The organism is Kribbella solani (assembly GCF_014205295.1).
Taxonomy (GTDB): Bacteria; Actinomycetota; Actinomycetes; order Propionibacteriales; family Kribbellaceae; genus Kribbella; species Kribbella solani.
In genome coordinates, this window is the sequence record NZ_JACHNF010000001.1 from 1,239,537 (window position 1) to 1,264,959 (window position 25,423).

Genomic DNA, 25,423 nt, shown 5'->3' on the forward strand with positions numbered 1-25,423 from the left:
GACGGGCCGGTACCGCCTACAGTTTCGGCTGGAGGCGAAACGTTGTCCGAATTCCTGGTCGATGCCGACACCCTGGCGAACGCCCGGTTCGGCACGTCCCAGCTCACCGAGACCGTGGCGGCGCTGAAGCTGCTGCGTGCTCCGGTCGAGCCTTGGTACCGGCCGTGGCGGGACGCGCACGTGGCGGCGTACCGGGAGCAACTCGCGGCGCATCCGGTGTGGGCGGCGCTCGTCGACAACGCCTTCGGTACGAGCTGGGCGGCCGACTTCCTGACCGTGCCGCCGCTCGGACCGGACCTCACCCTCGAGGACGAGCTCGAACTGATGCTGGCGCTGTCCGACGATCAGATCCGCGCCGACCTCAGCGTGGTGCGTACGCCGTTGCGGACCGTGCTGGTCGAGACCGATGGACTGGCGGCGGAGGCGGCTGACCTGCTGCGGTGGATCTGGCGCGCGACGGTCGAGCCGGAGTGGCCGCGGCGCGTCCGGCTGCTGCAGGCGGACATCGTGTCGCGCACTTCGCGGCTCAGCGAACACGGCTGGTCGGGCGTACTCAACGGGCTCGGCCAGGACGTGCGTTGGCTGGGCGACGGCCGGATTCAGGTCAACCGCTGGGACTATCCGGTGACCGATGTTCGTGGGGCAGACCTACTGTTCCTGGCCGCGCACACCCAGCGGGTGAACGTGAGCTGGCGCCTGCCGGACCGGTTCGCGTTGGCGTACCCGGTGACCGGCATCTTCGCGACCACCGCGACCCCGGACGAGCCCTTGGTGCAACTGCTCGGCCGGAACCGGGCGCACATTCTGGTCGCGGCCGCCCAGCCGGTCAGTACAACGTTGCTGGTGGCAACCACTGGCCTGTCGCTCGCCACGGTCTCCGACCACCTGCGGGTACTCACCGACGCCGGTCTGCTGGAACGGCGTCGCTCCGGCCGGTCCGTCCTGTACTGGCAATCCGACACCGGCCGCCGCGTGACGCGACGACCGGCGTCGAACCGCCCCGAGCCCCGTTGAGCTCGTGCGGCCGGGCAGCTAACGAACCTGCAGCTCCGTGGAGAGCGGCAGGTCCGAAACCGACGAGCCGGCTCGGATCGTGAAGGCACCGGGCTCGGTTGCCCAGCCCGTGCTGTCCCAGTGTTCGAAGGTGCGCTGGTGCAGGTTGACCGTGATCTCGCGGGCCTGACCGGCGTCCAGGCGGACGACGGCGAACCCGGCGAGCCAGCGCACCGGCCGGTCGATCGCGGTTTCGGAGCGTTCGGCGTACACCTGGACGACGTGCTTTCCGGCCCGCTCGCCGGTGTTGCGGACGGTCAGTGCGACCGACGACGGATCGTTGGCGCGCAGGTCGGACAGCTCCCACGTCGTGTACCCGAGACCGTGGCCGAACTCGTACGCCGGTTCGGTGCCGGCTTTCAGCCAAGCGCGGTAGCCGATGTGTACGCCCTCGTCGTACCGGACGACACCGTCCTTCGGGGTGACGTCGATGACCGGCACGTCGGCCTCGTCGCGCGGCCAGGTGGTCGGCAGGCGGCCGCCTGGTTCGGTCCTTCCTAGCAGTACGTCGGCGAGCGCGTTGCCGTACTCCTGGCCGCCGAAGTACGTCGCGAGGACGGCCTGGACGTCGTCACGCCAGGGGAGCAGCACCGGCGAGCCGGCGTTCACCACGACGACCGTACGCGGATTGGCGGCGGCGACAGCGCGGACGAGCTCGTCCTGACGGCCGGGCAGCGCGAGCGAAGTGCGGTCGTAGCCTTCGGACTCGACCCTCGAGTTGGTGCCGACGACAACCACTGCCACGTCGGCGGCCCGGGCGGCCGCGACCGCCTCGTCGATCAGGGTCTGTGGATCGTCGTCGGCGGGCTCGACCCCGACCGTGAGGCCGACGACGCCACCCAGACCGCCCTCGGCTTTCGGCGGCTCGAGCTGAATCCGGACGTCGATCGGCTGCCCGGCGGTGACGGTCAGCGGAGCGGCGATCGACGGCGGGGACAGCAGCGCGGCGCCCAGGTCCGTACCGACCGGGACCGCGACGTCCTCGCGGAGCAACTCGCCGTCGGCGAAGATCCGGCCCCGGCCGACCGACGCGAACCCGAGCTGGACGGCGCCCGACTCGGCCGGCGTCCAGGTGGTGTGGAACTCCAGCACGGCGGTCTCGCCGGTCGGCGCGCTCGTGCCGAGGTAGACCAGGGCGCTCGCGAAGCGGTCCTCGGCGAACAGCTCGGTGCCGTCGGCGGCGAGGAAGCGTACGCGGGCGCCGGGCTCGCCGGACGCCGGGTTGGTCATCGTGCTGAGAGGAAGCTCGGCGACGCCCTGCTGGACCACCGCGCCGAGCGAATAGGTGACCTCCGCGTTCGGCAGCGCGGCGCGGATGCCGTCGAGCGGCGACACGACCGATTTCGGGACGACGGTCGCGCTGCCGCCGCCTTGGGTACGGGCGTCGCGGGCGTTGTGCCCGATGACCGCGACCCGCTGCAGGGCGGCGGCCTGCCAGGGCAGCTCGTTCTCGTTGCGGACCAGGACGGTGCCTTCGGCGGCAGCCGTACGCGCGAACGCGATGCCGTCGACCTGCTGGGTGGGCGGCTTTTCGTACCCTTCGAGGGCGCCGACGCGGGCGGCGAGCGCGAGGATGCGGCGGACCTTGCGGTCGATCGCCTCCTCCTTCACCTCACCGGCGCGGACCGCCTCGACCAGCGCGTCGCCCCAGGCGCCGATCGGGCCGGGCATCGCGAGATCCTGCGAGTACTTGGCGCTCTCGACGCTGCGGACCGCGGTCCAGTCGCTCACCACGACCCCGTCGAAACCCCAATCGGTGTTCAGCGGGGTCTCCAGCAGGTCGTTCTCGGAGGCGGTCGCGCCGTTGACCGAGTTGTACGCGCTCATCACCAGCCAGGCCTTCGACTCGGTGACCGCCTGCTCGAACGCGAGCAGGTACACCTCGCGGAGCGTGCGCTCGTCGACCACCACGTTCGCGGTGAAGCGGTCGGTCTCGAAATCGTTCGCCACGTAGTGCTTCGGGGTGGCGCCGACGCCGAGCTCCTGGACACCGGCCACGTACGCGGCGGCGAGGCCGGCGGTCAGGATTGGGTCCTCGCTGAATGCCTCGAAGTGCCGGCCGCCGAGCGGGGAGCGATGCAGGTTGATGGTCGGGCCGAGCACGACGTCGACGTTCTTCCGGCGGGCCTCCCGCGCGGACACCACGCCGTACCGGTGCGCGACGGCGAGGTCCCAGGAGGACGACAGCGCGGTCGCGGACGGGAGGTTGAGCGACGGGTCGCGCTCGTCCCAGACCGCGCCGCGGACACCGCTCGGCCCGTCCGACAGCACCATCGAGCGCAGCCCGATCGACGGCAGCGGGTGGGTCGACCAGAAGTCCTGGCCGGTCAGAACCCGGACCTTCTCCGCCAGGGAGAGCCGGCCGAGCAGGTCGTCGAAATCCGTCACGGCGTTCATGCCGAAAACTGTACGACCGAAAACCGAGTGATGCTAGGTTTTGGATATGACGAGTTCCCGGGGTCCGTACGCGAAGGGGGTCGCGAAGCGCGCCGAACTGCTGCGGGCGGTGCTGGCGGTGATCGCGCGGCACGGGTACCGGAAGACGTCGACGCGCGAGCTGGCCGCGGCGGCCGGGCTGAGCGAGGCCGGGATGCTGCACTACTTCGGGTCCAAGGAGAAGCTGTTCGAGGCGGTGCTCCGGGCGCGGGACGAGGCCGACCTGGAGCGGTTCGACGTCGACGATTCGATCGAGGGGCTGGCGGTGGTGATCCGGCACAACCGGACGGTGCCTGGGCTGGTCCAGCTGTACTCCACGTTCTCCGCCGAGGCCGGTGACCCCGAGCATCACGCGCACGACTTCTTCGTCGACCGCTACGCGCACCTGCGCGCCGCGCTCGCCGACGCCGTACGCGCCCGGCAGGCCGCCGGCACCTTCACCCCGACCGCCGACCCCGATGCCATCGCCACCCTCCTGATAGCCGTCTCCGACGGCCTCCAGATCCAGTCCCAGTACAACCTCACCACCAACCCAGGCGACCTCTTCGACCACCTCCTAACCCTCCTGACCACCCCACCGCGCAATAGTTGACCCATGAGCACTCCTGCTGAACCACCCACCGCAGCGGGTGGTTCGGTGCCGCCGCCTGCTCCGCTGGACGGCGCCGCCTCGCGGGCGCTCGGTCGGGAAGTTTGGTTGGTGTTTGCTCTGTCTTTGGGGGCTTCAGGGGTTGCCGCGGTTATCTCGTTTACTGGGGTGCTGACCTCCTCCAAGCCGATCAGCGGGCAGACGGCCGTGATCGTCGGGTCCCGGGCGCCGGGGCGGCCCTGGCTGGATCTGGCGTGGCAGTTGTTCGCGGTGGTGACGGCGCTGGTGCCGGTCGCGCTGGTCGGGCATTTTCTGGTCCGCGGGCAGGAGTCCTTCCGGAGCATCGGGTTCGACCTGAGGGACCGGCTGCGGGACCTCGGGCGCGGCACGGGGATCGCGGCCGTGATCGGCGGCGCCGGACTGCTGTTCTATCTCGGCGCCCACGCGACCGGTACGAACCTGACCGTCGACCCGTCCCAGCTCCCCGACTACTGGTGGCGGATCCCGATCCTGGTCCTGGTCTCGGCGCAGAACGCGATCCTCGAAGAAGTCATCGTCCTCGGCTACCTGAACCACCGCCTGGACCAGCTCGGCTGGTCGGTCCGCCAGGCCACCGCGACGAGCGCCCTGGTACGCGGTTCGTACCACCTCTACCAGGGTCTCGGCGGCTTCTTCGGCAACGTGATCATGGGCGTGATCTTCACCTACCTGTACCGCCGCTGGGGCCGGATCATGCCGCTGGTGGTCGCGCACACGCTGATCGACATCGGCGCGCTGATCGGCGCCACGTACCTGCTCGGGAAGGTTTCCTGGCTGCCGGGCTGAGAACTTCCTGAGAAAGTGTTTACATCCTGAGACGACTGACACGTAACCGATCGGCCCCGGAACGGGTTGAGGGTGTCGTGACAGTCAACGGGGAAATCACGAATCCGCCAGAAATCGATGCCGGGCTGGCCGCCGCCGCGCTGGCCGTGTTCGCGCATCGGCACGAGGTGGTCCATCTGCTGTACGCCGCCACCGACGAGCCGGACGCCCTGGCCCGGATCGGTGGCCTGCTCCGGGTCGACGAGGCGACCATCACCCGCGTACTCGACCAGCCGCTGCGCTGGATGCTGCCGCAGTTCCGGAGCGAGCTGGAAACGATCGCCGCCATGCCCGCCCCACCGACCGCCGGCACCGCCCCGGCGCCCGCGCAATCCGCGGCGGACAGCACGCCGGACGAGCCCACGGACGCGGCGGACAACCTGGAATCGGCATCCGCCCGGACCAACTGACCCGGCCGCTAGGGTGGAGCGGTGCGTACGTATGGGCGGGACATCCTGGACATCGCCGACGAGCTGACCACGGCGTACGTGGAGGTGTTCACCGGCCCGCCGTTCGAGCATCGTGATCGCGCGCAAACCGGCGCCGCGTTCCGTACCCGACTGGAAACCGATGCCGCGCGGGACGGTTTCCAGGCCTGGGTCGAACGCTCGGACGACGGGCAGATCGCCGGGTTCCTGACCGGATGGACGACGCCCGCGCCGTTCCGCACCGACCGGGCGTACGGCAGCGTGCTCGACCGGATCGGCCCGGAACAGGTCGAGGAGCTCCTGATCGGTGCGTTCGAGGTGGACGAACTCGGCGTACTCCCGCCGGCCCGCGGCACCGGGCTGGCCCGCCGGCTGCTCGAAACCGCCACCCGCGACCGGTCCCGCGCCTGGCTGCTGGCGTGGAACCAGAACCACGACGCGCTCGCGTTCTACCGCCACCTCGGCTGGCACGAGCCCGAGGTCCGCGGCCCCGAACACGACATCGTCGTCTTCACCACCACCTGACCCTCAGATCCCGAAGAGTGCCTGCGCATTGAGGTGCATGATCGCCTCGTGCTCCGCCGGGGTCAGCTCCGCGGCCTCGAACGCTCCGAGCGCGACCGAGGGATCGATCAGCGTCGCGTCGGTGCCGAACATCAACCGGTCCGGCCCGATCCGATCGAGCACCCAGCGAATCCGGTTCGCCTCCGGCGCGGACCAGCACGGTTCGAACCAGATCCGGTCCGACCGGTCCGCCGCCTCCGGTACGCGCGGCCACCCCGACGCGCCCATGTGACCGGCCAGCACCCGCGCTCCCGGCACCCGCGCCGCCACGTCGGCAAGGTCGACGACGGTGTCACCCCAGGTGTGTACGAGCGTGGGCAGACCGTATTCCGTGGTCAGCTCGATCGCCGCTTGCATGGCCGGCGTACTGATCGGCGTCCGGCTGTACTCACTGTGGATCTTCGCGCCGACCCACCGGCTCCGGCCCTCGCCCGCGAGCAGTTCGTCGAGGTCGGCGCGGGCCGCGTCCAGCCGGCGCGGGTCGACGACGAGCATGCCGCGCAGCCGTGGGTCCGCGGGCAGTTGCTCGGCGAGCGAGCGGTTGCCGGCCGGCGCGTCGTACACGATGGCCTCGATCGCGGAGACGAGCTGGAGGTCGATCCCGAACCGGTCCATCCCGTCGCGGTTGACGCCGATGCTCGCGACGTCCATCGAGAAGAACCACGGGCCCCAGTGGGCGTGGACGTCGATCAGCATGACGGCTCCAGGAGAGTGGTGAGACTGCGGCTGCCGGCCTGGGCGATCTCGTCCGGGCTGAGCTTGGCGGACAGCAACCGGCGGAGCACCGAGCGGGTCTCGTGGAACGGCGTCCGGCACCCGAGGACGAGTCGCTCGGCGCCGACCTCGGCGGCGACGATCTCCAGTGAGTCCGGGCCGGTGAGCATCCGGGTGGAGGTGTGGAACCCGGGCTCGGATCGCGCCATCACGACGAAGTCGCCGAGGTAGTAGAAGTGCGTGTCCAGGAACACCACCCGCGCCCCGAGATCGCGCAGCGCGGGCCCGATCGTGCGGACGTCACCCTCGGTGAAGATCGTCAGCCCGGCATCGACCAGGAGTCGCACGACGTGACCGAACGCCGGGTAGACCGGCTCCACGTGCTGCGCGGTCGGCGCCAGCCGGACGGCGCGCGGCGGGGCGTCGCTCGCCATTTGCCGCTCCAGCTCCTTCTCCGCGCCGAGCGGGTCACGCAGGTCGAGCACCGGGCACGCGGTCCACCCGTTGCCTTCAGCAACTTTCGCGGCTTCGTCGTTCCCGGACGGTACGTCGAAGTGCACCGCCCGCAGCGCCGACACGACCCCGCCGGAGATCCCGCCCGCGGCGAACACCTCCCGCACCCGCTCCGGTTCACCCCAGCGCCCGGTCGTCACGTCGTGCCCGACCAGAATGTCGCAGTCGAGCAGCACCGGCTCCGTACTCATGACGCCTCCAAAGCGCGGTGGACCTTCCGGATCGCGGTGACGATGTCGTCGACATCGCGATCGGAGTAGTTCTCGTTCCAGGGCAGGACGAGGAGACGGTTGTCGATCAGTTCCTCGGCGTTCGGGCAGAGACCAGGCGGGTACGACACGTCGCGCAGCGGGAACCCGGACTTGCCGTACGTGACGCGCTCCCGGACGGCCGGCGCGGCGTACAGCGGGCTGGTCAGGTAGCCACCGTTCGCCGGAATGCCCTCGGCGGTGAGCGCGGCGGCCCACTCGCGCATGTCCCCGGCCGCTTCGGAAATGATCAGCGGGTACTGCCAGTACACGTGATCGTGCCCGTCCGGCGGCGCGGTCACGCCGGCCAGGTCCGCGATCGCGGCCGTCGCCCGTAGCGCGGCGGCGCGCCGGTCCTGCACCACGCCGCGGACGCGGTTCAGTTGGGCGCGCGTGACGGACGCGACCAGCTCGGTCATCCGGTAGTTCAGCGCGAGGAACAGGTACGTACGCTCATCGGTGTCGCGCGGCCAGCCTTTGTCGGCGAACAACCGCATCCGCCGGGCGTGCTGGGCGTCGTCCGTGACCGTGAGTCCGCCGTCACCGGCGCTGATGTGCTTGGTCTGTTGCAGGCTGAAGCAACCGATGTGCCCGATCCGCCCGACGTACGTGTCGCCGACGGGCGCGAGGTACGCCTGGGCACAGTCCTCGATCAGCAGAATGCCGTGCTCGTCACACAGCGCACGCAGCTCCCGTACCGCGGCCGGCTTGCCGAAGAGGTGTACGACGATGACGGCCTTTGTCCGCGGCGTGATCGCCGCCGCGACCGTCTCCGGTGTGAGGTTGCCGGTGATCGGATCGACGTCCGCGAACACCGGCACCGCGTTCTGCATCAGGATCGGGAAGACGGTACCCATGTCGCTGATCGGCGTGGTGATGATCTCGTCGCCTGGCTCCGGGTTCACCGCGGCCACGGCCAAGTGCAGTGCGGCCGTACCGGAGCTGCACGCGACCGCGTACCCGGCGCCGAGCAGGCTCGCGAACTCCAGCTCCAGCGCGGGCACCTCGGTACCCCAGGTCGCCGACAGCATGCCGCTGCGGAGCACCCGCTCGACCGCCTTGATCTCGTCGTCGCCGAACCGCCGGCCGCTGGCATCCATCACCGACGGCAGCGGATCGGTCCGGACCGGCGGGCCACCGTCCTTGGCGAGCTGACTGTTGTCCATTCCGGCAATCCCTTCAGGGCAGCTTCGTGATCCGGACCAGGTCGCGGCCCTTGATCGTGTACAGCGCGTCGCCGGTGTGCGATGCGGTGATCAGCGGGTAGCTGTAGATCTGCGCGCCGAGTCCCTCGACCACAGTAGTGACCGTCGGGGCGCCGGTGCGCGCGGGCGTGAGCTTGAAGACCCGCCGGCTGTCGGTGCCGTACAAGCCGGCGCGGGCGATCACGAGACGGCTCTGACTGGTCCCGATGGTCGTGCTGGTCACGACCTTGCCGGTGCGCGGGTCGAGTACGACGAGCCGGCCGTCGTCGGTGGTCGCGTACAGGCGGCCGCGGTACAGGACGACGTCGCTGTAGCTCTGCGCTTTCGTCAGCGGCGTGGTCTCCCAGAGCGTCTTGTTCCGGCGCAGGTCGAACGCGACGATGGTTGCCGCCGGCAAGATCGGGTCGGTGCCGAGGCTGTTCCGGGTCGCGCCGCCGAGGTACGCGATCCCGTCGCCGGTGGCGACCGAGCGGACGGACTGATGCGGTACGACGCCGCGGTGCACCTCGCGCTGTCCCGTGTCCAGGTGCTGCTCGACCAGAGTGCCGTCGAACTTGCCGTAGTCCGGCTCGGTCGAGATCAGCCACGTCCGCGAGCGCGCGTCGTACGCCTCGTCGGTCGGGCGGGTCTGTTCGTTGCCGATCTGACCGAGCTCGTGCAGGTCCGAGCCGTCCGGTTTCATCTGCCACAGCCGGGCCAGCGTGTACACACCGAGGTAGACGCTGCGACCGACCGGCGTGAGGGTCTTGGCCTCGCCGGGCAGGAACGCGCGGGTGCTGGCGCCGGTCGCGAGGTCGTGGACCTGGATACCGGCCTTGCCGGTGACCAGTACGGACGTCGAGGTGGCCGCGATCGCCATCGCCTGCTCCGGCGCGGGCGGCAGTCCGGCCTGGCCGAGATCGGTGCCGGTGAAGGTGCCGGTCGCCTGATCGAAGTCGACGACCTGGCTGGTGAGTTCGGCGCGGATCGTCGCGCCGTCGACGAAGATCCGGTTGAAGTACGCCCCGTCGTACGGCGAACCGAGCCGCGTCAGCGTGTTGTCGCGGTACCGGAACAGCGACCCGGACGGGCGCGTACCGAGATAGAGGTCGGCTCCGGCGAAGGTGATCGCGGTGATGTACTGATCGCCGCCCGGCGTCTGCACCTCGACCGGATTGCTCAGGTCGCGGGTGTCGTACACGAGCATCGTGCCGGTGGGGGAGAGGCTCGCGGCGAGCCTCGTCCCGTCCAGCGCGAGAGTGGCGACGAACGTCCGGTCGGCGTACTTCGCGGGCAGCACGTCACGGCGTTCGCCGGTGGCGCGGTCGATCGCGATCAGGTGCGCCTTGGTGCCGACGCCCGCGTAGATCGTGGTCGCGTCGGCGGCGATGCTGCGGACGTACTGCTCACCGGCGACCGCTGCGCCGTACGCGCGGGTCGCGCCGGTCGCGGGGTCGTACTCGTGCACGGCGCCGTCCGGATAGGTGCCGGCGACGATCTTGCCGTCGGGCGTGGCGGCGATCGACCAGATGAACGAGCCGAACCGCGCGACCTTCGTGGCGGTGCCGGTGGTGGTGTCGACCTTGTAGACATCGCCGGGCGTGTACAGGCCGATGTAGAGGTCCGTGCCGATGTGCGTCATCGCCCACGCGCCGGCGCCGGTGGGCAGCGAGAGTTTGCGGTCGACGGTCTTGGCGACCGGGTCGAAGGCGCCGACCTGGACCGGCGAGACGCCGGAGGTGATGGTCCAGATCCGGTCGCCGACCTGCTCGGCGACGCTGGTCGAAGTGACGGCGGACGCCGGCCCGAGGCTGGTGACCACGGGAGTTTCGGTCGTGGCCGGAATCGAGGCGCCGGCCGGGGCCGAAACGCTCACGGCGAGGGTGAGTCCGAGCAAGGCGGTGATCAGTCGTCGTGCGAATCGCTTGTCCACAAGGCCTCCCGGGCCAGCGCGCACCTAATTACGGTCATGGCTGAAATTAGCCGGACGTGCATTGGTGCGTCAACCGTTCGGGAACTGATCAGAGATGAACGCGGTAAACGACCAGCGGGCGGCCGCTGCCGGTACCGAGCTGGGTCCCGGTCGCGTCGGCCAGGCCGGCCCGCTCCAGCCGGTTCAGGACCCGCCGGGCGGTCCGCGGCTGGATGCCCAGGTGGTCGGCGACCGAGCGGGTGGTCAGACCGTCCTCCGGCGTGGCGCGGACGAGCTCCTGGAGCCGTTCGAGGGTCGCCTTCGAGAGACCGGCCCGCTGCGCGAGCAGATGCAGCTTCGACCGTTGCTGGGCACGCGGCGGGGCACCGCCGACCAGTACCAGGTCGATGTCGTTGCGCAGCGACACGACGGCGGCCGTACGCCCCGCGGTCTTCGCGCGGCCGAGCGCGCGCCGGGCCAGCGCCTCGGTCTCGGTGCCGGACCCGCCGATGCCGAACCCAATCCGGACCGGACCGAACTGCTCCTTCAACCGCGTCAGCATGCCGAGCTCGGTGAACGCGGCGGTCGCCTGCTCGAGCGGTCCGCGGGTCGCGATCACCAGCCAGCGTTTGTCGTCGTACCGGATCACGCTGCCGCCGAGCGTGCCGGCCTCGCGGTGCAGCGCGGCCTCGGCGTCCGGCGAGATCTCGACCAGGCCGAGGGCGATCTGCGCGTCATCACTGCGCAGTGCGTCATGCCTGAGCAGCAGGCTGTTGACCGCCGTACGCACCGAGTGAACCGATGGCGCCAGGCGTAGCGTTGCCTGTTCGGTACGCAGCTTCTCGTACGCGGATCGCAGGCAGGTGATCGCGACGGTCGCCTTGGCCTGGTGGTGGAAGGCGAGGATGTCGTCAAGACTCAGACCAGGGCGGTACGGGAGTACGCGGACGCCCTTCGTCGGCAGACCGACCTCGTCGAACGTCTCGCGGACCTCGGCCTCATCGAGTACGTCGATGCTGAGCGAAGTCACGTCCCGCCCCTCGCGGAGCAGCTGGACCAGGGCGCGCATCAGCGTCGCGCCGGTGTACTCCACGTGGGCGGCCGGCCGATCGAGCAGGTCCTGCGCGGCGGCGATCTGGTACGGGACGACGCCCGTGAACAGCCAGGCGTCGACACTGCCCGGCGCGCCGGCCATCACCTTCGGCGTGTCGGTCTCGCGCCGGTACCGCAGCGGAACGACCTCGACCCCACGCAACCCCTTGACGATCCGGCTACTGGAGGTGACCAGGTCAGCCGGCCCCACCACTCCGATCGTCGTCACCATCAGCGGCCATCCTTCACCGGCTCAGTCTCACCAGATCACCCCACCGCCGCAACAACCCGCGCCGTCGTCGGCTACGTTCCCCTCATGGACCGGGTGCACGAGTGGATCGACGAAGGTACCGAGCTGTGCCGCGGCGCGCTGGCGGAGCTCGACGGAGAATCGCTGTTGCCGGGGTGGACACGCGGTCACGTGGCCGCGCATCTGTCGCTGAACGCGGCGGCGCTCGGCAATCTGGTGCATTGGGCCCGCACCGGCGAGGAGCGGCCGATGTACCCGTCGCGCGAGGCCCGCAACGCCGACATCGAGGCGGCGTCGGGCCGCCCGGCCGACGAGCTGCGGACCTGGTTCGACTCGTCGGCGCGGGTGCTGTCCGAGGCGTTCGGTGAGCTGACGGACGAGCAGTGGCAGGCGCGGATCCGGACCGCTCAGGGCGCGGTGGTCCCGGCGACCCGGATCCCGTGGATGCGGTCGCGTGAGGTGCTGATCCACGCGGTCGACCTGGGCACGGGCATCACCTTCGCCGACCTGCCCGCTGATTTCCTGGACGCCCTGTGCACGGACATCCGCCAGCAACGCGGCGACGTACCCGACCTCACCGCCCCACTCCCGGAGCTCGCCGCCTACCTCGCCGGTCGCCCGTACGCGGATGTCCTCACCGCCGACGGGGCCCCCGCCGCGCCGCTCCCACCCTGGCTCTAGTGCGCCGCGCACTAGCAGGTTGTTCGACCGCTGGCGGGTTGTAACGTGCCAGCGGTCACATAACCCGTCAGTGGCGAGGAGCAGCCGTGGCGCGGAAGGCGGCGATGAGGGCGAGAGCGGTGAAGGCGGCGATGCCGAGGGCCATCAGGCGGGCGCCGTCCACGTGGGAGGTGCCGCCCAGGCTGACCAAGGTGCCGGCGATGGCTGAGGCGACGGTGTTGGCGATCAGCTCGGTCGTGTTGAGGCCGGCGGCTGCTTTCGCGCCTTCGCCCGGGTCGTCCGAGCTGCTCAGCGCGGCGACGCTCAGGTGCGGGAACGCCAGGCCGATGCCGACGCCGCCGACGAACAACGAGGCGGCCCAGGCCACCACGAGCACGGCCGACGCGTTGTTCGCCTGCAGCAGGCCGTAGGCGACCAGACCCACCGTCAGCAGTGCCGGGGCGACCCGGATCGCGCGGCGGGCGGCGCGGTCGCCGAAGTTGACGCTGAACACCTGCACGGCCACCCAGCCGACCGAGATCCCGGCGCCGACCAGCCCGGCGAGCAGCGGCGAGAGCCCGGCGAGCTTCTGGCCGAACAGCGGAATGAAGGCCTCCGTCATGACGCCGGCGCAGAGCGCGGCGACGGTGAGGTACACCCACTTCAGTGGGCTGCCGCGCCGGTACGTCCGCGCGGGCAGCACGCTGGTCCGGCCGCGCATCTCGACCAGCAGGAACGCGACGAGCAGCAGGACACCGGCGATCAGCGCCGCCACCAGCGGCGCACCGTGCGGCACCGTCGAGCTGACGCTGAAAGCGGCCGCCGTCAGCGTCAGCAGCACCAGCGACCAGACCGGCAGCGGCGTACGGTCGGGCGAGCCGCCGCCGTGCGGAAGCGCTCGCCGGGTCAGCACCGCGAGAACGATCGCGACCAGCAGCAGGAAGCCGTACGCCCCGCGCCACGCGCCCAGCTCGGCGAACAGACCGCCGAGGGTCGGCCCGACCAGCGTGCCGACGCCCCACATCGCCGAGATCAAGCCGGTGGCGCGAGTCCACAGCCGCGCGGGCAGCGCCGCGCTGATGACGGCGTATCCGAGCCCCGCGAGCAGGCCGCCGCCGAATCCCTGCACGATCCGGCCCGCGACCAGCAATTCCATGGTCGGGCTCAGCAGGTTCGCGAGGGTGCCGAGCCCGAACACGCCGAAGCCGATCAGGTACGCCGTCGACGCGCCCCAGGCGCCGACGATCCGGCTGACCAGCATCGAGGCGATCACCGCCGCCATCAGGAAGCCGGTCGAGACCCAGGCGTAGTACGCCGCGCCGCCGATGTCGTCGACGATCGACGGCATCAGCGCGGCGGTGAAGTACAGGTTGATCGCGTACAGCGCGACGCCGCCGGCCAGGACCGAAACACTGGCCAGGTAGGTCCGCGAGAACAGCTCGCCCCAACTGCCCGCGGACGATTCGTCAACGTCCGCGGGGGGTTCGGAGAAATCGGTGGTCATGAGCCGAAACGCTAAAGGCTCAAGTTAAGTTGAAGTCAAACGTGGTCAGACCTCGACGTGCGAGCCGATGATGACGGTCCGGTCGCGGGGCAGGCTGAAGGCCTCGGCGGCGTCCGCGGTGATGTGCGAGGTGGCCAGGAACAACTGCTTGCGCCAGCCGGCCATCGTCCGCGCCTTGCCGCGCCGGAGCTCGATCTTGGACAGGAAGTACGACGCCTGGTCGAGATCCAGCGGTCCCTCGGAGTCGGCCGGATCCAGCAGCGCCAGCGCGGCCGGTACGTTCGGGCGCTCCATGTAGCCGAACTTGATCGTGACGTGGGTGATCCCGTCGTCGCCGTACCCGAGGTCGTTCACCGTCACCCGGTTCTCGTCGGCGACCCGCGGCACCGGCTCGGTGTCGATCGCGACGATCACCACATGCTCGTGCCGGACCTCGTTGTGCCGGACGTTGGCGCGCAGCGCCAGCGGGGCGCTGACGCCACCACGGTTCAGGAAGATCGCCGTCCCCGGGACCGTCCGGACGGCCAGCTTGCCGGAGCTCAGCTCGTCGATGAACTCCTGCAGCGAACCTTCGGCCCGCTCCCGCTCGCGGGTGACGACCTCGCGACCGCGCTGCCAGGTAGTCATCACGATGAACGCGGTCAGCGCGATCAGCAGGGGCAGCCACGCGCCGTGCAGCAGCTTGGTCAGGTTGGCCGCGATGAACAGCAGGTCGACCGTGAGCAGCGGGACCGCGCCGAGCGCGATCAGCCACTTCGGGACGTTCCAGCGGTAGTGCGCGACATAGAAGAACAGCAGCGTCGTGATGCTGATCGTCCCGGTCACGGTCATCCCGTACGCGTACGCCAACGCGGCCGAACTGCGGAACGCGAAGATCAGCGTCAGCACCGACACGAACAGCAGCCAGTTGACGAACGGTACGTAGATCTGGCCGATCGTGGTCGCTGAGGTGTGCGTGACCCGCAACCGCGGCAGGTACCCGAGGCGGGCGGCCTGCGCCATCACCGAGTAGGCGCCGGTGATCACCGCCTGCGACGCGATCACGGTCGCGGCCGTGGCCAGCAGCACCAGCGGCAGCCGGCCCCAACTCGGCACCAGCAGGAAGAACGGGCCGCTGATGTTCGCGTGGTCTTTCAGGATCAGCGCGCCCTGGCCCATGTAGCTGAGGGTGCAGGCCGGCAGCACCAGGAACAGCCAGCCGCGACTGATCGCCTTGCGGCCGAAGTGCCCCATGTCCGCGTACAGCGCCTCGGCGCCGGTGATCGACAGCACGATCGCCGCGAGCGCGAAGAACGCGATGTGGAAGTGCCCGGCCAGGAACCCGATCGCGTACGTCGGGGAGAGCGCCTTGAGGATCTGCGGGTGCGTGAAGATGCCGCCGATCCCGGCCACGCCGATGACCGTGAACCAGGCGATCATGACCGGCCCGAAGACCCGGCCGACCGATTCGGTACCCCGGCGCTGGGCCATGAACAGCAAGGTGATGATGACCGCGGTGATCGGGATGACGTACTGGCCGAGTGACGGCTCGACCAGTTTGAGTCCCTCGACCGCCGACAGCACCGAGATCGCCGGGGTGATCATGCCGTCGCCGAAGAACAACGACGCCCCGAACAGGCCCACCGTCGCCAGCACCGCGGCGGCCCGCCGGCCGGGGTGCGTGGAGCGCCATTTGCGCAGCAGCGTGATGAGCGCCATCACGCCGCCCTCACCGTCGTTGTCGGCGCGCATCGTGAGCATCACGTACGTGACGGTGACGATGATCATCACCGACCAGAAGATCAGCGACACCACGCCGTACACGTTGTTGTCGCTGACCGGCACCGGGTGCGGGTCAGCCGGGTTGAACACCGTCTGCAGGGTGTAGATCGGGCTGGTGCCGATGTCCCCGAACACGACCCCGAGCGCACCGACGATCACCGCCAGCCGGGCCGTGTCGTGCAGGGTGCTGCCGGTGCCCGCGGGCTCGGTGGCCGCCGCGGTGGAGTCCGGCCCGGCAGGCTCTTTCTGATCCGTCACATCCTCGGACGATACCCGTCCGAAGAGCTACCGGGCCGGACGTCGGGGCCGCTTCCGCCACCGGGCTCGGTGCGCGCGGTTAATCTGGCGCGGTGACAGCTCGATTGATCATCGTCAACGGTGGGTCCAGCTCGGGGAAGACCGGGATCGTGCGATGCCTCCAGGCCGTACTGGACGAGCCGTGGCTGGCGTTCAGCGTCGACGACTTCGTGGACGCGCTGCCGGCCGGGATGGACGGCTCCGCCGACGGGATCGTGATCGGTCCGGACGGCGAGGTGACGGTCGGGCCCGGATTCCGCCGGCTGGACGCGGCCTGGCTCGCGGGCATCGTCGCGATGTGCCGCGCCGGCGGGCGGGTGATCGTCGACGACGTGTTCCTCGGCGGCCCGTCCTCGCAACAGCGGTGGAAGGACGCGATCGGCGACCTGGAGACGGTCTGGGCCGGCGTCCACTGTGACCCTGCCGTCGCCGCCGGCCGCGAGATCGCCCGTGGCGACCGCGCCAAGGGCATGGCCGCACAGCAGGCCGTCGTGGTGCACGAGGGCGTGAAGTACGACGTCGAGGTCGACACGTCCCACGCCGAGTCGATCGACTGCGCCCGCACGATCGCCGCGTACGTGATGCGCTGACTGGCGTACTGAAGGACAGGTAGTGCACTGCTGAGACGGTGTACGCGTGGCGGGTCGCGCGCTCAGGTGCACTAGCTGGGCCGAAACACCTCCTGTTCTTCGGTACGCGTTGGGCGTGGAAGGATTTGGGGGTGCGGCTTACTGAAGAGCAGCGGGGATTGCTGGAGTGGTTGGCGGATGTGGTCGTGCCGGGGGACGAGAGTCCGTCGGCGGCCGGCGGAGTGGTGGAGTTCGTCGAGCGGGTGCTGACGACGGACCGGCCGGACTGGCTCCCGCGGGTCGAACGCGGCCTCGCGGTCGCCGCCGAAGCCCGCGCGGGGGAGGCGCTGGGTGGGTTGTTGGGTGGTGGGGATGTCGGGTGGTTGGTGTGGCTGGTGGTGCAGGGGTACTACTCAAGCGCGGCGGGCTGGGAGTCGGTGGGGTGGCGGTCGCGGGAGTTCGAGGCGGCCGGCGCGCGGCTGGTGGTGACGGCCAGGGACGCGTTGGCGGAGCGGTACGACTGTGTGGTGATCGGCTCGGGAGCGGGCGGGGGAGCGGCCGCGCAGGTGTTGGCTGAGTCGGGGCGTTCGGTCCTGGTCGTGGAGTTGGGCAGCTATCCGGCGACGTCCGACCTCGCCCGCGACCACCTGCGAAACCCACGCTCCGTCGCCGGACTACCCGCGCCGACCGACCCGGACCCGCACGGCCGCCCGCGGATCTCGGTGGTCGACGGCGTGCGGACCCGCGTACTCCCACCGGACGGTGGCTGGGGAAACAACGCGTTCACGGTCGGCGGCGGCACCCGGGTGTACGGCGCGCAGGCCTGGCGTTTCGTACCACTGGACTTCCGGATGGCGTCGACGTACGGCGTACCCGAAGGCAGCGCCCTGTCCGACTGGCCGATCTCGTACGAAGACCTGGACCCGTACTACTCCCTCGCCGAACAACGCTTCGGCGTGAGCGGCGGCGGCACCGACCCGTGGCACGAGCCGCGGTCGCTGCCCATGCCTGCACTTCCACGCACCGGGCCAACACACCGATTGGCGGAGGCGGCCGAACGGCTCGGCTGGGGCACGCTCGACGTACCTCTACTGATCAACTCGACCGACTACCAAGGACGGTCCGCCTGCGTACGTTGCGCGCAGTGCGTCGGCTTCGCCTGCCCGGTCGAGGCGAAGGGCGGTACGCACAACACTGCCCTTCCGGCCGCGCTCGCCACCGGCAACTGCACTCTCGTCATTGAGACAACCGCCGAACGGCTGGTGACGGATTCAGCCGGCCGAGTCGTCGGCGTCGCGCTGGTGGCCACCGATGCGTACGGCCAGCTTTGGCGACGCACCGTTTCCTGCGCCGAGGTGGTTGTGGCCGCGGGTGCCTCCGAGACGCCGCGGTTGTTGCTGAACAGCGCGCACGACGGCGAGCCGGACGGGATCGGCAACAACCAGGATCAGGTCGGCCGCCACCTGCAGGCACACGTGTACGCGGGCGCGGTCGGGCTGTTCGACGACGAAGTGACCGATTTCGCCGGGCCGGGGGTGTCGATCGCGACCTGCGACTTCCGGCACGGGAACGATGGGATCGTCGGCGGTGGGATGCTCGCGAACGAGTTCGTGCCGACGCCCGCCGCCACGTACGACTATCTGACGAGTGCCGGGTTGATCCCGCGGACCGGCCTGGCGAGCAAGCAGGCGCTGCGGCGGGAACTGCAGCGGATGGTGCGGGTGGTCGGGCCGATCCAGGAGATGTCGTCGGCGGAGTCGCGGGTACGGGTCGATCGGTCCGTGGTCGACCGGTTCGGGAATCCGGTGGTGGTGACGAGTGGGTCGATCCATCCGGAGGATGTTCGCGCGCATGCGTTCATGAGCGCGAAGGCGAAGGCGTGGCTGGAGGAGGCCGGCGCCGTGCGGACGGCGGTCGGGGAGGCTGGCAGCCGGGGTCAGGCGAGTACCGGTCAGCATCAGGCCGGCAGCTGCCGGATGGGCACGGACCCGGCCCGGTCGGTGACCGATCCGAACGGCCGGGTGTGGGGTCACGACAACGTCTGGATCGCCGACGCCTCGCTCCACGTCACCAACGGCGGCGTCAACCCGGTCCTCACCGTCCTCGCCAACTCACTCCGCATCGCCGAGCGGATCACCCGCGGCTGAACCCCGCCGCGTGGCTTACCCCGTGTCGCCTGGCGGATCGCCTACGGCTGAGGTCAGGCGTTGGTGCGGGAGATCCCGACGCCGCTGTGGGTCTCGCGGCCGTACTTGGCGATCTCGGCCTGGAGGTCCAGGCGCGCGATGCCGGTCTTGTTCCGGTCCTCGTCGGTGAGCAGCGCGGCCGGGATGATCCAGACGATCTCGAACTCGAGCCCGTCCGGGTCCCGCCCGTACAGCGACTTGGTGGTGCCGTGGTCGGATGCGCCGACAAGAGCGCTGTGCGCGCCGAGCGCCGCGGCCAGCTCTTCCAGGTCACCGAGCGTGTCCACCTCCCAGGCGAGGTGGTACAGCCCGACCGACGTCCGCCCGGCACCGGACGGCGCCGCCTGCGAACCGATCTGGAACAGCCCGAGGTCGTGGTCGTTGCTGGACCCCGGCGCCCGCAGGAACGCCGCGCCGGGAATGGCGTCGCCGGTCTCGGTGTACCCGAAGCCGAGGACGTCTCGGTAGAACGCGACGCTCGCCGCGACGTCGCGTACGTACAGGACCGCGTGGTTCAACCGGAAGATCGCCATGCCGCCATAGTAGTTGAAGACTCAACCGAATTCTAGCGACGCCGTTTCTTCCCGCGCGGACCGCTCACCTTGGCACCCTTCCGGGGCGCGCCCTCCTTCCGGGGCGCGGCGGGCTTCTGGGGTTTCGTGGCCGGCGTGCTTCCGCGGGTGCTGTTCACCGTCCGTCCGCGGACGATCCCGATCAGCTGCTCGACCAGCTCGGAAGTCGAGTCCTCCGGCCAGCTCAGTGCCACCTGCGACTCGGGTACGCCCACCATCGGCCGGTACGTGAGGTCCTTCCGGTGATGCAGTCTTGCCAGCGACTGCGGTACGACCAGTACGCCGGTGCCCATGGCAACGAGCTCGATCGCCTCCCCGGTGCGTACCGGCCGGTCCTCGATCACTCGCCCGGGCGGCCCGTCCCACTCGAGTACGTCATCCAGCGGATGCAGTGTGAGCTCGTCGGCGAGATCGTCCACCGTGACCTCGTCCGCCGCGGTGATCAGGTGGTCCTTGGGTACGACGACCACCGACTGCTCCACGTACAGCGGGATCGCGTGCAGCCCGGCGCGGTCGATCGGCAACCGCAGCAACGCCGCGCCGATCTCCGCGGCCCGGATCAGTCCGGGCGCCTCCGCGGCGGTGACCTGGACCAGTTCGAGCGGAACCCGGGGCAGCCGCTCGGCCCAGATCCGGGCCCATTTGGCGGGTGTCACGCCGGGAACGTAGCCCAGCCGGAATCCGGTCACGGTGCTGAGGTTACCGGGCGTTACGCTGCTGCCATGACGGCGCGCAATACTCCCCGGAAAACCACGCAGACGATGAAGCCTGCCACCGCGGCGAAGAAACTCGAGGTGTACCTGCCGGCGACGCCCGCGGAGTTCCAGGACGGGGTGGTTTCGCGCGACGAACTGGACGCGCTGCAGGCGGACCCGCCGGAGTGGCTGCGGGATCTCCGGCGCGACGGCCCGCACCCGCGCCCGGTGGTCGCGGCCAAGCTCGGGGTGTCGATCAGCGGCCTGGCCCGGGCCGGCGTCACGGACGCGCTGACCACGGCCGAGATCGAGGAGATCAAGGCCGCCGACCCGGACTGGCTGCAACACGAGCGCGCGACGCAGGCCGACGTCCGCCGCCTGGCCGCGGAGCAGAAGCAGGCCGGCCAGGACAAGGCCGAGCCGCGGCGGACCGGTCGCCGGTAACCACTCGGCGTCGGGTCGCCACCAGGTGTTGACTGCACGGGGTTCTTCCGCTGTATTTTCGGTCATGGCCGAAAAGAGAGCAGCGGGAGGTCGGATGCGCCGCAACCGGTTCGTGAGCCTGGTGACCGTCGCCGCGATCGCCCTGGCGGCGGCCGGCTGCCAGGGGAAGACGGCGGCCAAACCGGCCGTCACCGTCTGGATGTACCCGGTGATCGCGAACGAGCAGAAGTCGACCGCGTACTGGGGATCGATCGAGAAGGACTTCGAGGCGGCGAACCCGGACGTCGACCTGCGGATCGAGCAGCAGCCGTGGGCGAACCGGGACCAGAAACTGGCGACCGCGTTCTCCGGCGGCAAGGGCCCGGACGTCCTGCTGCTCGGTCCGGACCAGATCCCGCAGTTCGTCACCGGTGGTTCGCTGGCGCCGGTCGACAAGGTGCTGGAGAAGGACAAGGACAAGTTCCTGCCCGGTGCGCTCGATGCGCTGACCGTCGACGGCAAGCTGTACGCCGTGCCGATCTACCACACGGTCACCACCACGATCTACAACAAGTTGCTGCTCGACAAGGCCGGGATCAGCAAACCGCCGGACACCTGGGACGAGATCAAGGCCGCCGCGCCGAAGCTCAAGCAGGCCGGGGTCGCGACGCTCGACTACTCCGCCTCGCCGGAGACCTCGCTGAACCTGAGCTTCTACCCGCTGCTCTGGCAGGCCGGCGGTTCGGTGTTCGCCGCGGACGGCAAGAAGGTCGCGTTCGACCAGGCGCCCGGTGTCGAGGCGCTGACGTTCCTGAAGGGCCTGTACGACGAGGGCGCCGTACCGAAGACCGCGCTGAGCAACACCAACCTGGTCGCCGATCAGGCGCTCGGCCGTGGGCAGGTCGCGATGGGTTTCACGAACACGCTGACCGACGTACGGACGGTGTCCGCGAGCTGGGGCGCCGCGAACGTAATCGTCGGCGTACCACTGCAGAACAAGAAGCGGGTCGGTTTCGGCCTGCCCGGGGGACTGGCGGTGAACGCGGGCTCGAAGAACGTCGACGCCGCCGAGAAGTTCCTCAGCTTCATGACGCAGCCGAAGCAGGAGATCAGCATGGCGACCGCGTCGGACTTCCTGTCACCGCGGACCGATGCGCCCGTACCGGCGGCCGACGCGCGGTCGAAGAAGTTCGACGACGCGTTGCAGTACGCGTACTCGGGTGAGGTGAATCCGGCGGCGCGGCAGATCATGGCCCTGCTGGCGGTGCAGATCCAGGCCGTACTGACCGGGAAGAAGACGCCGCGGCAAGGGCTGGACGACGCGGCGAAGCAGGCGAACGACCTGCTCGCCAGGCAGCGCTGATGCGGGTCGTCGATGTCAACCGCATCATCGGCCCGGTGCCGACGGACGACGTACCGAGCAAGGACGCACCGGGCCTGCTGGCCGAGCTCGACCGGATCGCGATCGACGCGGCCTGCGTCGTGCACTCCCACGACCTGTACTACGACCCGACCGCGATGGCCGAGCTTCCGGTCGATCCACGGTTGATCCGCGTACCGATCGTCGTACCCGGTCCGCTTGGACGCGAGGCGCCGGCCGACGCGCGGCTCGTACGGTTATGTCCTTCGGAGCACAGGTTCTTGCTGACCGGGTCGCACGGCCTGGCGACCGCGCGCGAGCTGGCCGAGCGTGACGTGACCGTACTGCTCGCGTTGGAGAGCCCGGGTTCGGTGCATCAACTCGCGAGCTCGGTACCGGGGCTGCGGATCGTGCTGATCAACACCGGCTACCGCGCGTTGCGTGAGCTCGCCGACCTGATGGACGTACATCCTCAGCTCCGCGTCGACACCGCGACGTTGTGCGGGCATCTGTCGGTCGAGTGGGTGGTACGGCGGTACGGCGCGCATCGCGTCCTGTTCGGCACCGGCGCACCGATCACCGACGACGCCGGTCCGCGGTACCAGCTCGATCATCTTGAGCTACCGGCCGACCAGGTCGAGCTGATTGCCGGTGGCAACATTTTGGAGCTGATCGGATGATCATCGACGCGCACGGGCATCTCGGCTCCTGGTACGCGTTCGCGATCCCGGACAGTTCGACCGCGAGCCTGGTCCGGGTGATGGACCAGTGCGGCGTCAGCACGATGTGCGTCTCGCACCTGCTCGCGATCGGCCCGGACGCCGCCGCCGGAAACGCCTTGCTGCTCGACGAAATCGACCGCTATCCCGGGCGCTTCCTCGGGTACGCCGTGTTCGACCCGCACGCCCCCGACGCGCGCGCCCGAACCGCCGACCTGCTCACCCGCCCCGGCATCGTCGGCCTGAAGCTCCATCCGGACACCCACGAGTACGCCCTGGACGGCCCCGCGTACGCCCCCGCCTTCGAACTGGCCGCCGAACACGACCGCCTCGTCCTGTCCCACGGCATGTTCGGCTCCCCATGGTGCGCCCCCGAGCACTTCGCCACGGTCGCCGCCCGGTACCCATCAGTCGAACTCCTGATGGGCCACGCCGCCCTCTTCCCACCCGGCTTCCCAGCCGCGGCGGCCGTCGCCAACCAGCACCCCAACATCACCCTCGAACTCTGCGGCTCCCGCACCACCGCCCGCCACATCGCCTGGCTGATAACCGAGGTAGGCGCCCACCGAATGGCCTTCGGCTCCGACGCCCTGTTCCTCGACCTCCGAGTCGGCCTGGGCCGCATCCAACTGGCCCCCATCACCCAGCCCGACCGCAATCAACTGCTGACCGGCACAATGACCCGCCTACTCAACCGCTGACCGGCCCGTACGACGGCCGCGAGTTTCCAGGCCAGGCAGAATGCGCCGCCTTGTCGTTTTGCCGGCCGGACCCGAATAATCACCGATATGCTGATTCTGGGGGTTTCCGGCGGTCCGGTCGAAGTGGATGGGTGCATCTATCCGGTCGGTTATCACGACAGTGCGGCGTGCCTTCTTGATGACGGAAAACTGGTTTCCGCGGTGGAAGAGGAACGGCTGAACCGGATCAAGAAAGGTTTCGCCTTTCCGATGGGATCGATACAAGCGTGCCTTGATCAAGCAGGGGCCGAGCTGTCCGACCTTGATGCGATCGCCGTGAATTTCGCCGAGGACTTTGTCGATCGCGGCCTCGTTCAGGACCGTTTCGTTCAGGGCGGCGATGGTGAACTGGGTGCCCGGGCAATTGTTCGGCGACTCCTACGGGAATCATTCGGCTCCGAACTCCCGGACGAGAAGCTGATCTTCGTCCGGCATCATGTCGCGCACGGTCTGTCCGCGTTCGCCAATTCGGGCATGACGGAAGCGCTGGTCGCCGTGATGGACGGCAGCGGCGAAGCCGAGTCCGGCACCCTCTTTCGAGGCGCCGCCGGACATCTCGAGCCGCTCAAGACCTTCCCACTGATCGATTCGCTCGGCTTCCTCTATCTCGCGGTGACGAAGTTCCTGGGCTACGGCTTCGGCGACGAGTACAAGGTCATGGGACTCGCGCCGTACGGAGACCCGAAGAAGTGCCGGGACATCGTGCAAAGCCTGTACACGTTGACCGGCGAGGGCGACTACGAGCTCTACGGCCGTTCGGACGATCGGTACTTCGCACTCGGCCTGGAGGATCTTCCGTACACGTACGTCGCGCGTGCCTGCGCATCAGCGGGACTGCTGCCGCGGAGAAAGGGAGAGCAGTTCACCGAGCAGCATGCCGATCTGGCAGCCGCGCTGCAGGAAGCGGTCGAGACGATCGCGGCGCACGTGTTCGAGCACTGGACGCGGGTGACCGGTCTCCGGCGACTCTGCTTCTCGGGCGGCGTCGCGCACAACAGCACACTCAACGGCGTGCTCGTTCGGTCCGGGATGTTCGACGAGGTTTTCGTGCATCCCGCGTCGCACGATGCGGGCGCGGCCGAAGGCGCCGCGCTGGCGGCGTACTCGTCGAGGTCCGGAGACCTGCGCACGCGGCAGAAGCTGCGGTCGGCCAGCTTTGGGCCCGCACTGGGATCAGCGGAGCAGATCGCCCGCGAATTGAAGTCCTGGAGCGAGCTGATCAGCTACGAACAGGTCGACGACCCCGTTGTGGCGGCGGCAGAGCTCCTCAGCGCGGGAGCTGTCCTCGGCTGGGCGCAGGGCAGATCGGAATTCGGCCCGCGCGCGCTCGGCAACCGGAGCATCCTTGCCGACCCCAGGCCGGCGGCCAACCGGAGCCGGGTGAACCAGCTGATCAAGAGCCGGGAAGACTTCCGGCCGTTCGCGCCCGTGGTGATTCCGGAAGCGGCCGGCGACTACTTCGAGTTGCCCGCGGCGGAGGCCAACTACGACTTCATGTCCTACGTGCTTCCGGTGCGTCCGGAACGCCGCGACGAACTGGGAGCGGTGACCCACGTCGACGGATCGGCCCGGGTCCAGATCATCGCCGCCGAATCCGACGAGCGGTTCTACCGGCTGGTCAAGCGATTCGGCGAGCTGACCGGTACGCCGGTGTTGCTGAACACGTCGTTCAACAACAATGCGGAGCCGATTGTCCAGAGTGTCGAGGACGTCCTGACCTGCTATCTGACAACTGGCCTCGACTATGTCGTGCTGGAGAATTTCCTGATCCGGCGTCAGGACAAGTTCCCGAAGTTCGACAATTATCGCGTTCGGCTCCGGCCACGGGCCAGCATTGTCGAGAGGGTGGACAATTTCGGCGCGGCGCCGGAGATCAGTCATCGGCTTCAGCTCGCCGGGATTCGCTGGGAGGTCGGCGCGCGCGGCCGCGACATATCGCCGCGGCTGTTCGGCGGCCTGACGAGATCCGGCGGTGAGTTCTCGATGGCTGAATTGGCGGCCGACGGCGAACTTACGGCCGCCGACCGGGAGGAGATCTACGCACTCTGGCGTGAACGTTTCCTGACCCTGACACCCGGAACGGATTGAGG

At 69.5% G+C, this 25,423-nt stretch carries 23 protein-coding genes; 13 read left to right on the plus strand and 10 right to left on the minus strand.

Annotated features, from left to right (window positions below; genetic code table 11):
* Window positions 1-42 precede the first annotated feature (42 nt).
* Window positions 43-1,014 (plus strand): ArsR/SmtB family transcription factor, encoded by a 972-nt coding sequence (locus HDA44_RS05415; protein ID WP_184831855.1) that lies wholly within the window; start codon window positions 43-45, stop codon window positions 1,012-1,014.
* 18 nt (window positions 1,015-1,032) lie between these two features.
* Here the strand turns inward: HDA44_RS05415 and HDA44_RS05420 are convergent, their stop codons facing one another.
* Window positions 1,033-3,450: a beta-glucosidase gene (locus HDA44_RS05420; RefSeq protein WP_184831857.1), complete on the minus strand. Its 2,418-nt coding sequence runs from the start codon at window positions 3,448-3,450 to the stop codon at window positions 1,033-1,035.
* Between the two features lie 46 nt (window positions 3,451-3,496).
* On the opposite strand from HDA44_RS05420, the gene HDA44_RS05425 reads away from it, so the two are divergent.
* The 4 genes from HDA44_RS05425 to HDA44_RS05440 all read left to right on the plus strand — a co-directional run bounded on the left by HDA44_RS05425 (window position 3,497) and on the right by HDA44_RS05440 (window position 5,895).
* Window positions 3,497-4,081 carry a TetR/AcrR family transcriptional regulator gene (locus HDA44_RS05425; protein WP_184831859.1) on the plus strand — a complete coding sequence of 195 codons (585 nt, stop codon included), beginning with the start codon at window positions 3,497-3,499 and terminating at the stop codon, window positions 4,079-4,081.
* 165 nt (window positions 4,082-4,246) lie between these two features.
* A complete protein-coding gene (locus HDA44_RS05430; protein WP_319042266.1) occupies window positions 4,247-4,903 on the plus strand; it encodes a CPBP family intramembrane glutamic endopeptidase in 657 nt (218 codons plus the stop codon).
* A gap of 77 nt (window positions 4,904-4,980) precedes the next feature.
* Window positions 4,981-5,352 (plus strand): hypothetical protein, encoded by a 372-nt coding sequence (locus HDA44_RS05435; protein WP_184831863.1) that lies wholly within the window; start codon window positions 4,981-4,983, stop codon window positions 5,350-5,352.
* Window positions 5,353-5,373: 21 nt separating this feature from the next.
* Complete coding sequence (locus HDA44_RS05440) at window positions 5,374-5,895, plus strand: GNAT family N-acetyltransferase (RefSeq protein ID WP_184831865.1); 522 nt, start codon at window positions 5,374-5,376, stop codon at window positions 5,893-5,895.
* Between the two features lie 3 nt (window positions 5,896-5,898).
* On the opposite strand, the gene HDA44_RS05445 is transcribed toward HDA44_RS05440, so the two are convergent.
* From HDA44_RS05445 to HDA44_RS05465, 5 genes are all read right to left on the minus strand, one after another.
* Entirely contained in the window at window positions 5,899-6,630 is a 732-nt protein-coding gene (locus tag HDA44_RS05445) for an amidohydrolase family protein (RefSeq protein WP_184831867.1), read from the minus strand.
* Entirely contained in the window at window positions 6,624-7,352 is a 729-nt protein-coding gene (locus HDA44_RS05450) for an amidohydrolase family protein (protein WP_184831870.1), read from the minus strand. Before HDA44_RS05450 ends, HDA44_RS05445 begins: the two co-directional genes overlap by 7 nt.
* Window positions 7,349-8,575, minus strand: coding sequence for a DegT/DnrJ/EryC1/StrS family aminotransferase (locus HDA44_RS05455; protein WP_184831872.1), 1,227 nt, complete (start codon window positions 8,573-8,575; stop codon window positions 7,349-7,351). The genes HDA44_RS05450 and HDA44_RS05455 overlap by 4 nt, the downstream gene beginning before the upstream one ends.
* 13 nt (window positions 8,576-8,588) lie before the next feature.
* Window positions 8,589-10,526, minus strand: a complete 1,938-nt coding sequence (locus HDA44_RS38420; RefSeq protein WP_184831873.1) for an outer membrane protein assembly factor BamB family protein — start codon at window positions 10,524-10,526, stop codon at window positions 8,589-8,591.
* 88 nt (window positions 10,527-10,614) lie between these two features.
* Window positions 10,615-11,829, minus strand: a complete 1,215-nt coding sequence (locus HDA44_RS05465; protein ID WP_184831874.1) for a helix-turn-helix domain-containing protein — start codon at window positions 11,827-11,829, stop codon at window positions 10,615-10,617.
* Window positions 11,830-11,913: 84 nt separating this feature from the next.
* Between HDA44_RS05465 and HDA44_RS05470 the strand changes: the two genes are divergently transcribed.
* Entirely contained in the window at window positions 11,914-12,528 is a 615-nt protein-coding gene (locus HDA44_RS05470; protein WP_184831875.1) for a maleylpyruvate isomerase family mycothiol-dependent enzyme, read from the plus strand.
* A 67-nt stretch (window positions 12,529-12,595) separates the two neighbouring features.
* Here the strand turns inward: HDA44_RS05470 and HDA44_RS05475 are convergent, their stop codons facing one another.
* Both HDA44_RS05475 and HDA44_RS05480 read right to left on the minus strand, forming a co-directional pair.
* Complete coding sequence (locus tag HDA44_RS05475) at window positions 12,596-14,011, minus strand: MFS transporter (protein WP_184831876.1); 1,416 nt, start codon at window positions 14,009-14,011, stop codon at window positions 12,596-12,598.
* 45 nt (window positions 14,012-14,056) lie between these two features.
* The gene (locus HDA44_RS05480; protein ID WP_184831877.1) at window positions 14,057-16,030 is read right to left on the minus strand and encodes a KUP/HAK/KT family potassium transporter; all 1,974 of its coding nucleotides are present in this window, start codon (window positions 16,028-16,030) and stop codon (window positions 14,057-14,059) included.
* A gap of 92 nt (window positions 16,031-16,122) precedes the next feature.
* On the opposite strand from HDA44_RS05480, the gene cpt reads away from it, so the two are divergent.
* On the plus strand, window positions 16,123-16,659 hold the full coding sequence (gene cpt / locus HDA44_RS05485) for a chloramphenicol phosphotransferase CPT (protein ID WP_184831878.1): 537 nt from the start codon (window positions 16,123-16,125) through the stop codon (window positions 16,657-16,659).
* Between the two features lie 131 nt (window positions 16,660-16,790).
* Window positions 16,791-18,785 carry a GMC family oxidoreductase gene (locus HDA44_RS05490; protein WP_337905652.1) on the plus strand — a complete coding sequence of 665 codons (1,995 nt, stop codon included), beginning with the start codon at window positions 16,791-16,793 and terminating at the stop codon, window positions 18,783-18,785.
* A gap of 53 nt (window positions 18,786-18,838) precedes the next feature.
* On the opposite strand, the gene HDA44_RS05495 is transcribed toward HDA44_RS05490, so the two are convergent.
* Complete coding sequence (locus HDA44_RS05495; RefSeq protein ID WP_184831880.1) at window positions 18,839-19,357, minus strand: VOC family protein; 519 nt, start codon at window positions 19,355-19,357, stop codon at window positions 18,839-18,841.
* A gap of 32 nt (window positions 19,358-19,389) precedes the next feature.
* Window positions 19,390-20,085, minus strand: coding sequence for a LysR substrate-binding domain-containing protein (locus HDA44_RS05500; protein WP_184831882.1), 696 nt, complete (start codon window positions 20,083-20,085; stop codon window positions 19,390-19,392).
* Between the two features lie 33 nt (window positions 20,086-20,118).
* Between HDA44_RS05500 and HDA44_RS05505 the strand changes: the two genes are divergently transcribed.
* From HDA44_RS05505 to HDA44_RS05525, 5 genes are all read left to right on the plus strand, one after another.
* Window positions 20,119-20,535, plus strand: a complete 417-nt coding sequence (locus HDA44_RS05505) for a DUF5997 family protein (RefSeq protein WP_184831884.1) — start codon at window positions 20,119-20,121, stop codon at window positions 20,533-20,535.
* Between the two features lie 94 nt (window positions 20,536-20,629).
* Window positions 20,630-21,877, plus strand: a complete 1,248-nt coding sequence (locus tag HDA44_RS05510) for an ABC transporter substrate-binding protein (protein ID WP_184831886.1) — start codon at window positions 20,630-20,632, stop codon at window positions 21,875-21,877.
* A complete protein-coding gene (locus HDA44_RS05515) occupies window positions 21,877-22,554 on the plus strand; it encodes an amidohydrolase family protein (RefSeq protein ID WP_184831888.1) in 678 nt (225 codons plus the stop codon). Before HDA44_RS05510 ends, HDA44_RS05515 begins: the two co-directional genes overlap by 1 nt.
* Complete coding sequence (locus HDA44_RS05520) at window positions 22,551-23,294, plus strand: amidohydrolase family protein (RefSeq protein WP_184831890.1); 744 nt, start codon at window positions 22,551-22,553, stop codon at window positions 23,292-23,294. Before HDA44_RS05515 ends, HDA44_RS05520 begins: the two co-directional genes overlap by 4 nt.
* An 87-nt stretch (window positions 23,295-23,381) precedes the next feature.
* Window positions 23,382-25,421 (plus strand): carbamoyltransferase family protein, encoded by a 2,040-nt coding sequence (locus tag HDA44_RS05525; protein ID WP_184831892.1) that lies wholly within the window; start codon window positions 23,382-23,384, stop codon window positions 25,419-25,421.
* Window positions 25,422-25,423 lie beyond the last annotated feature (2 nt).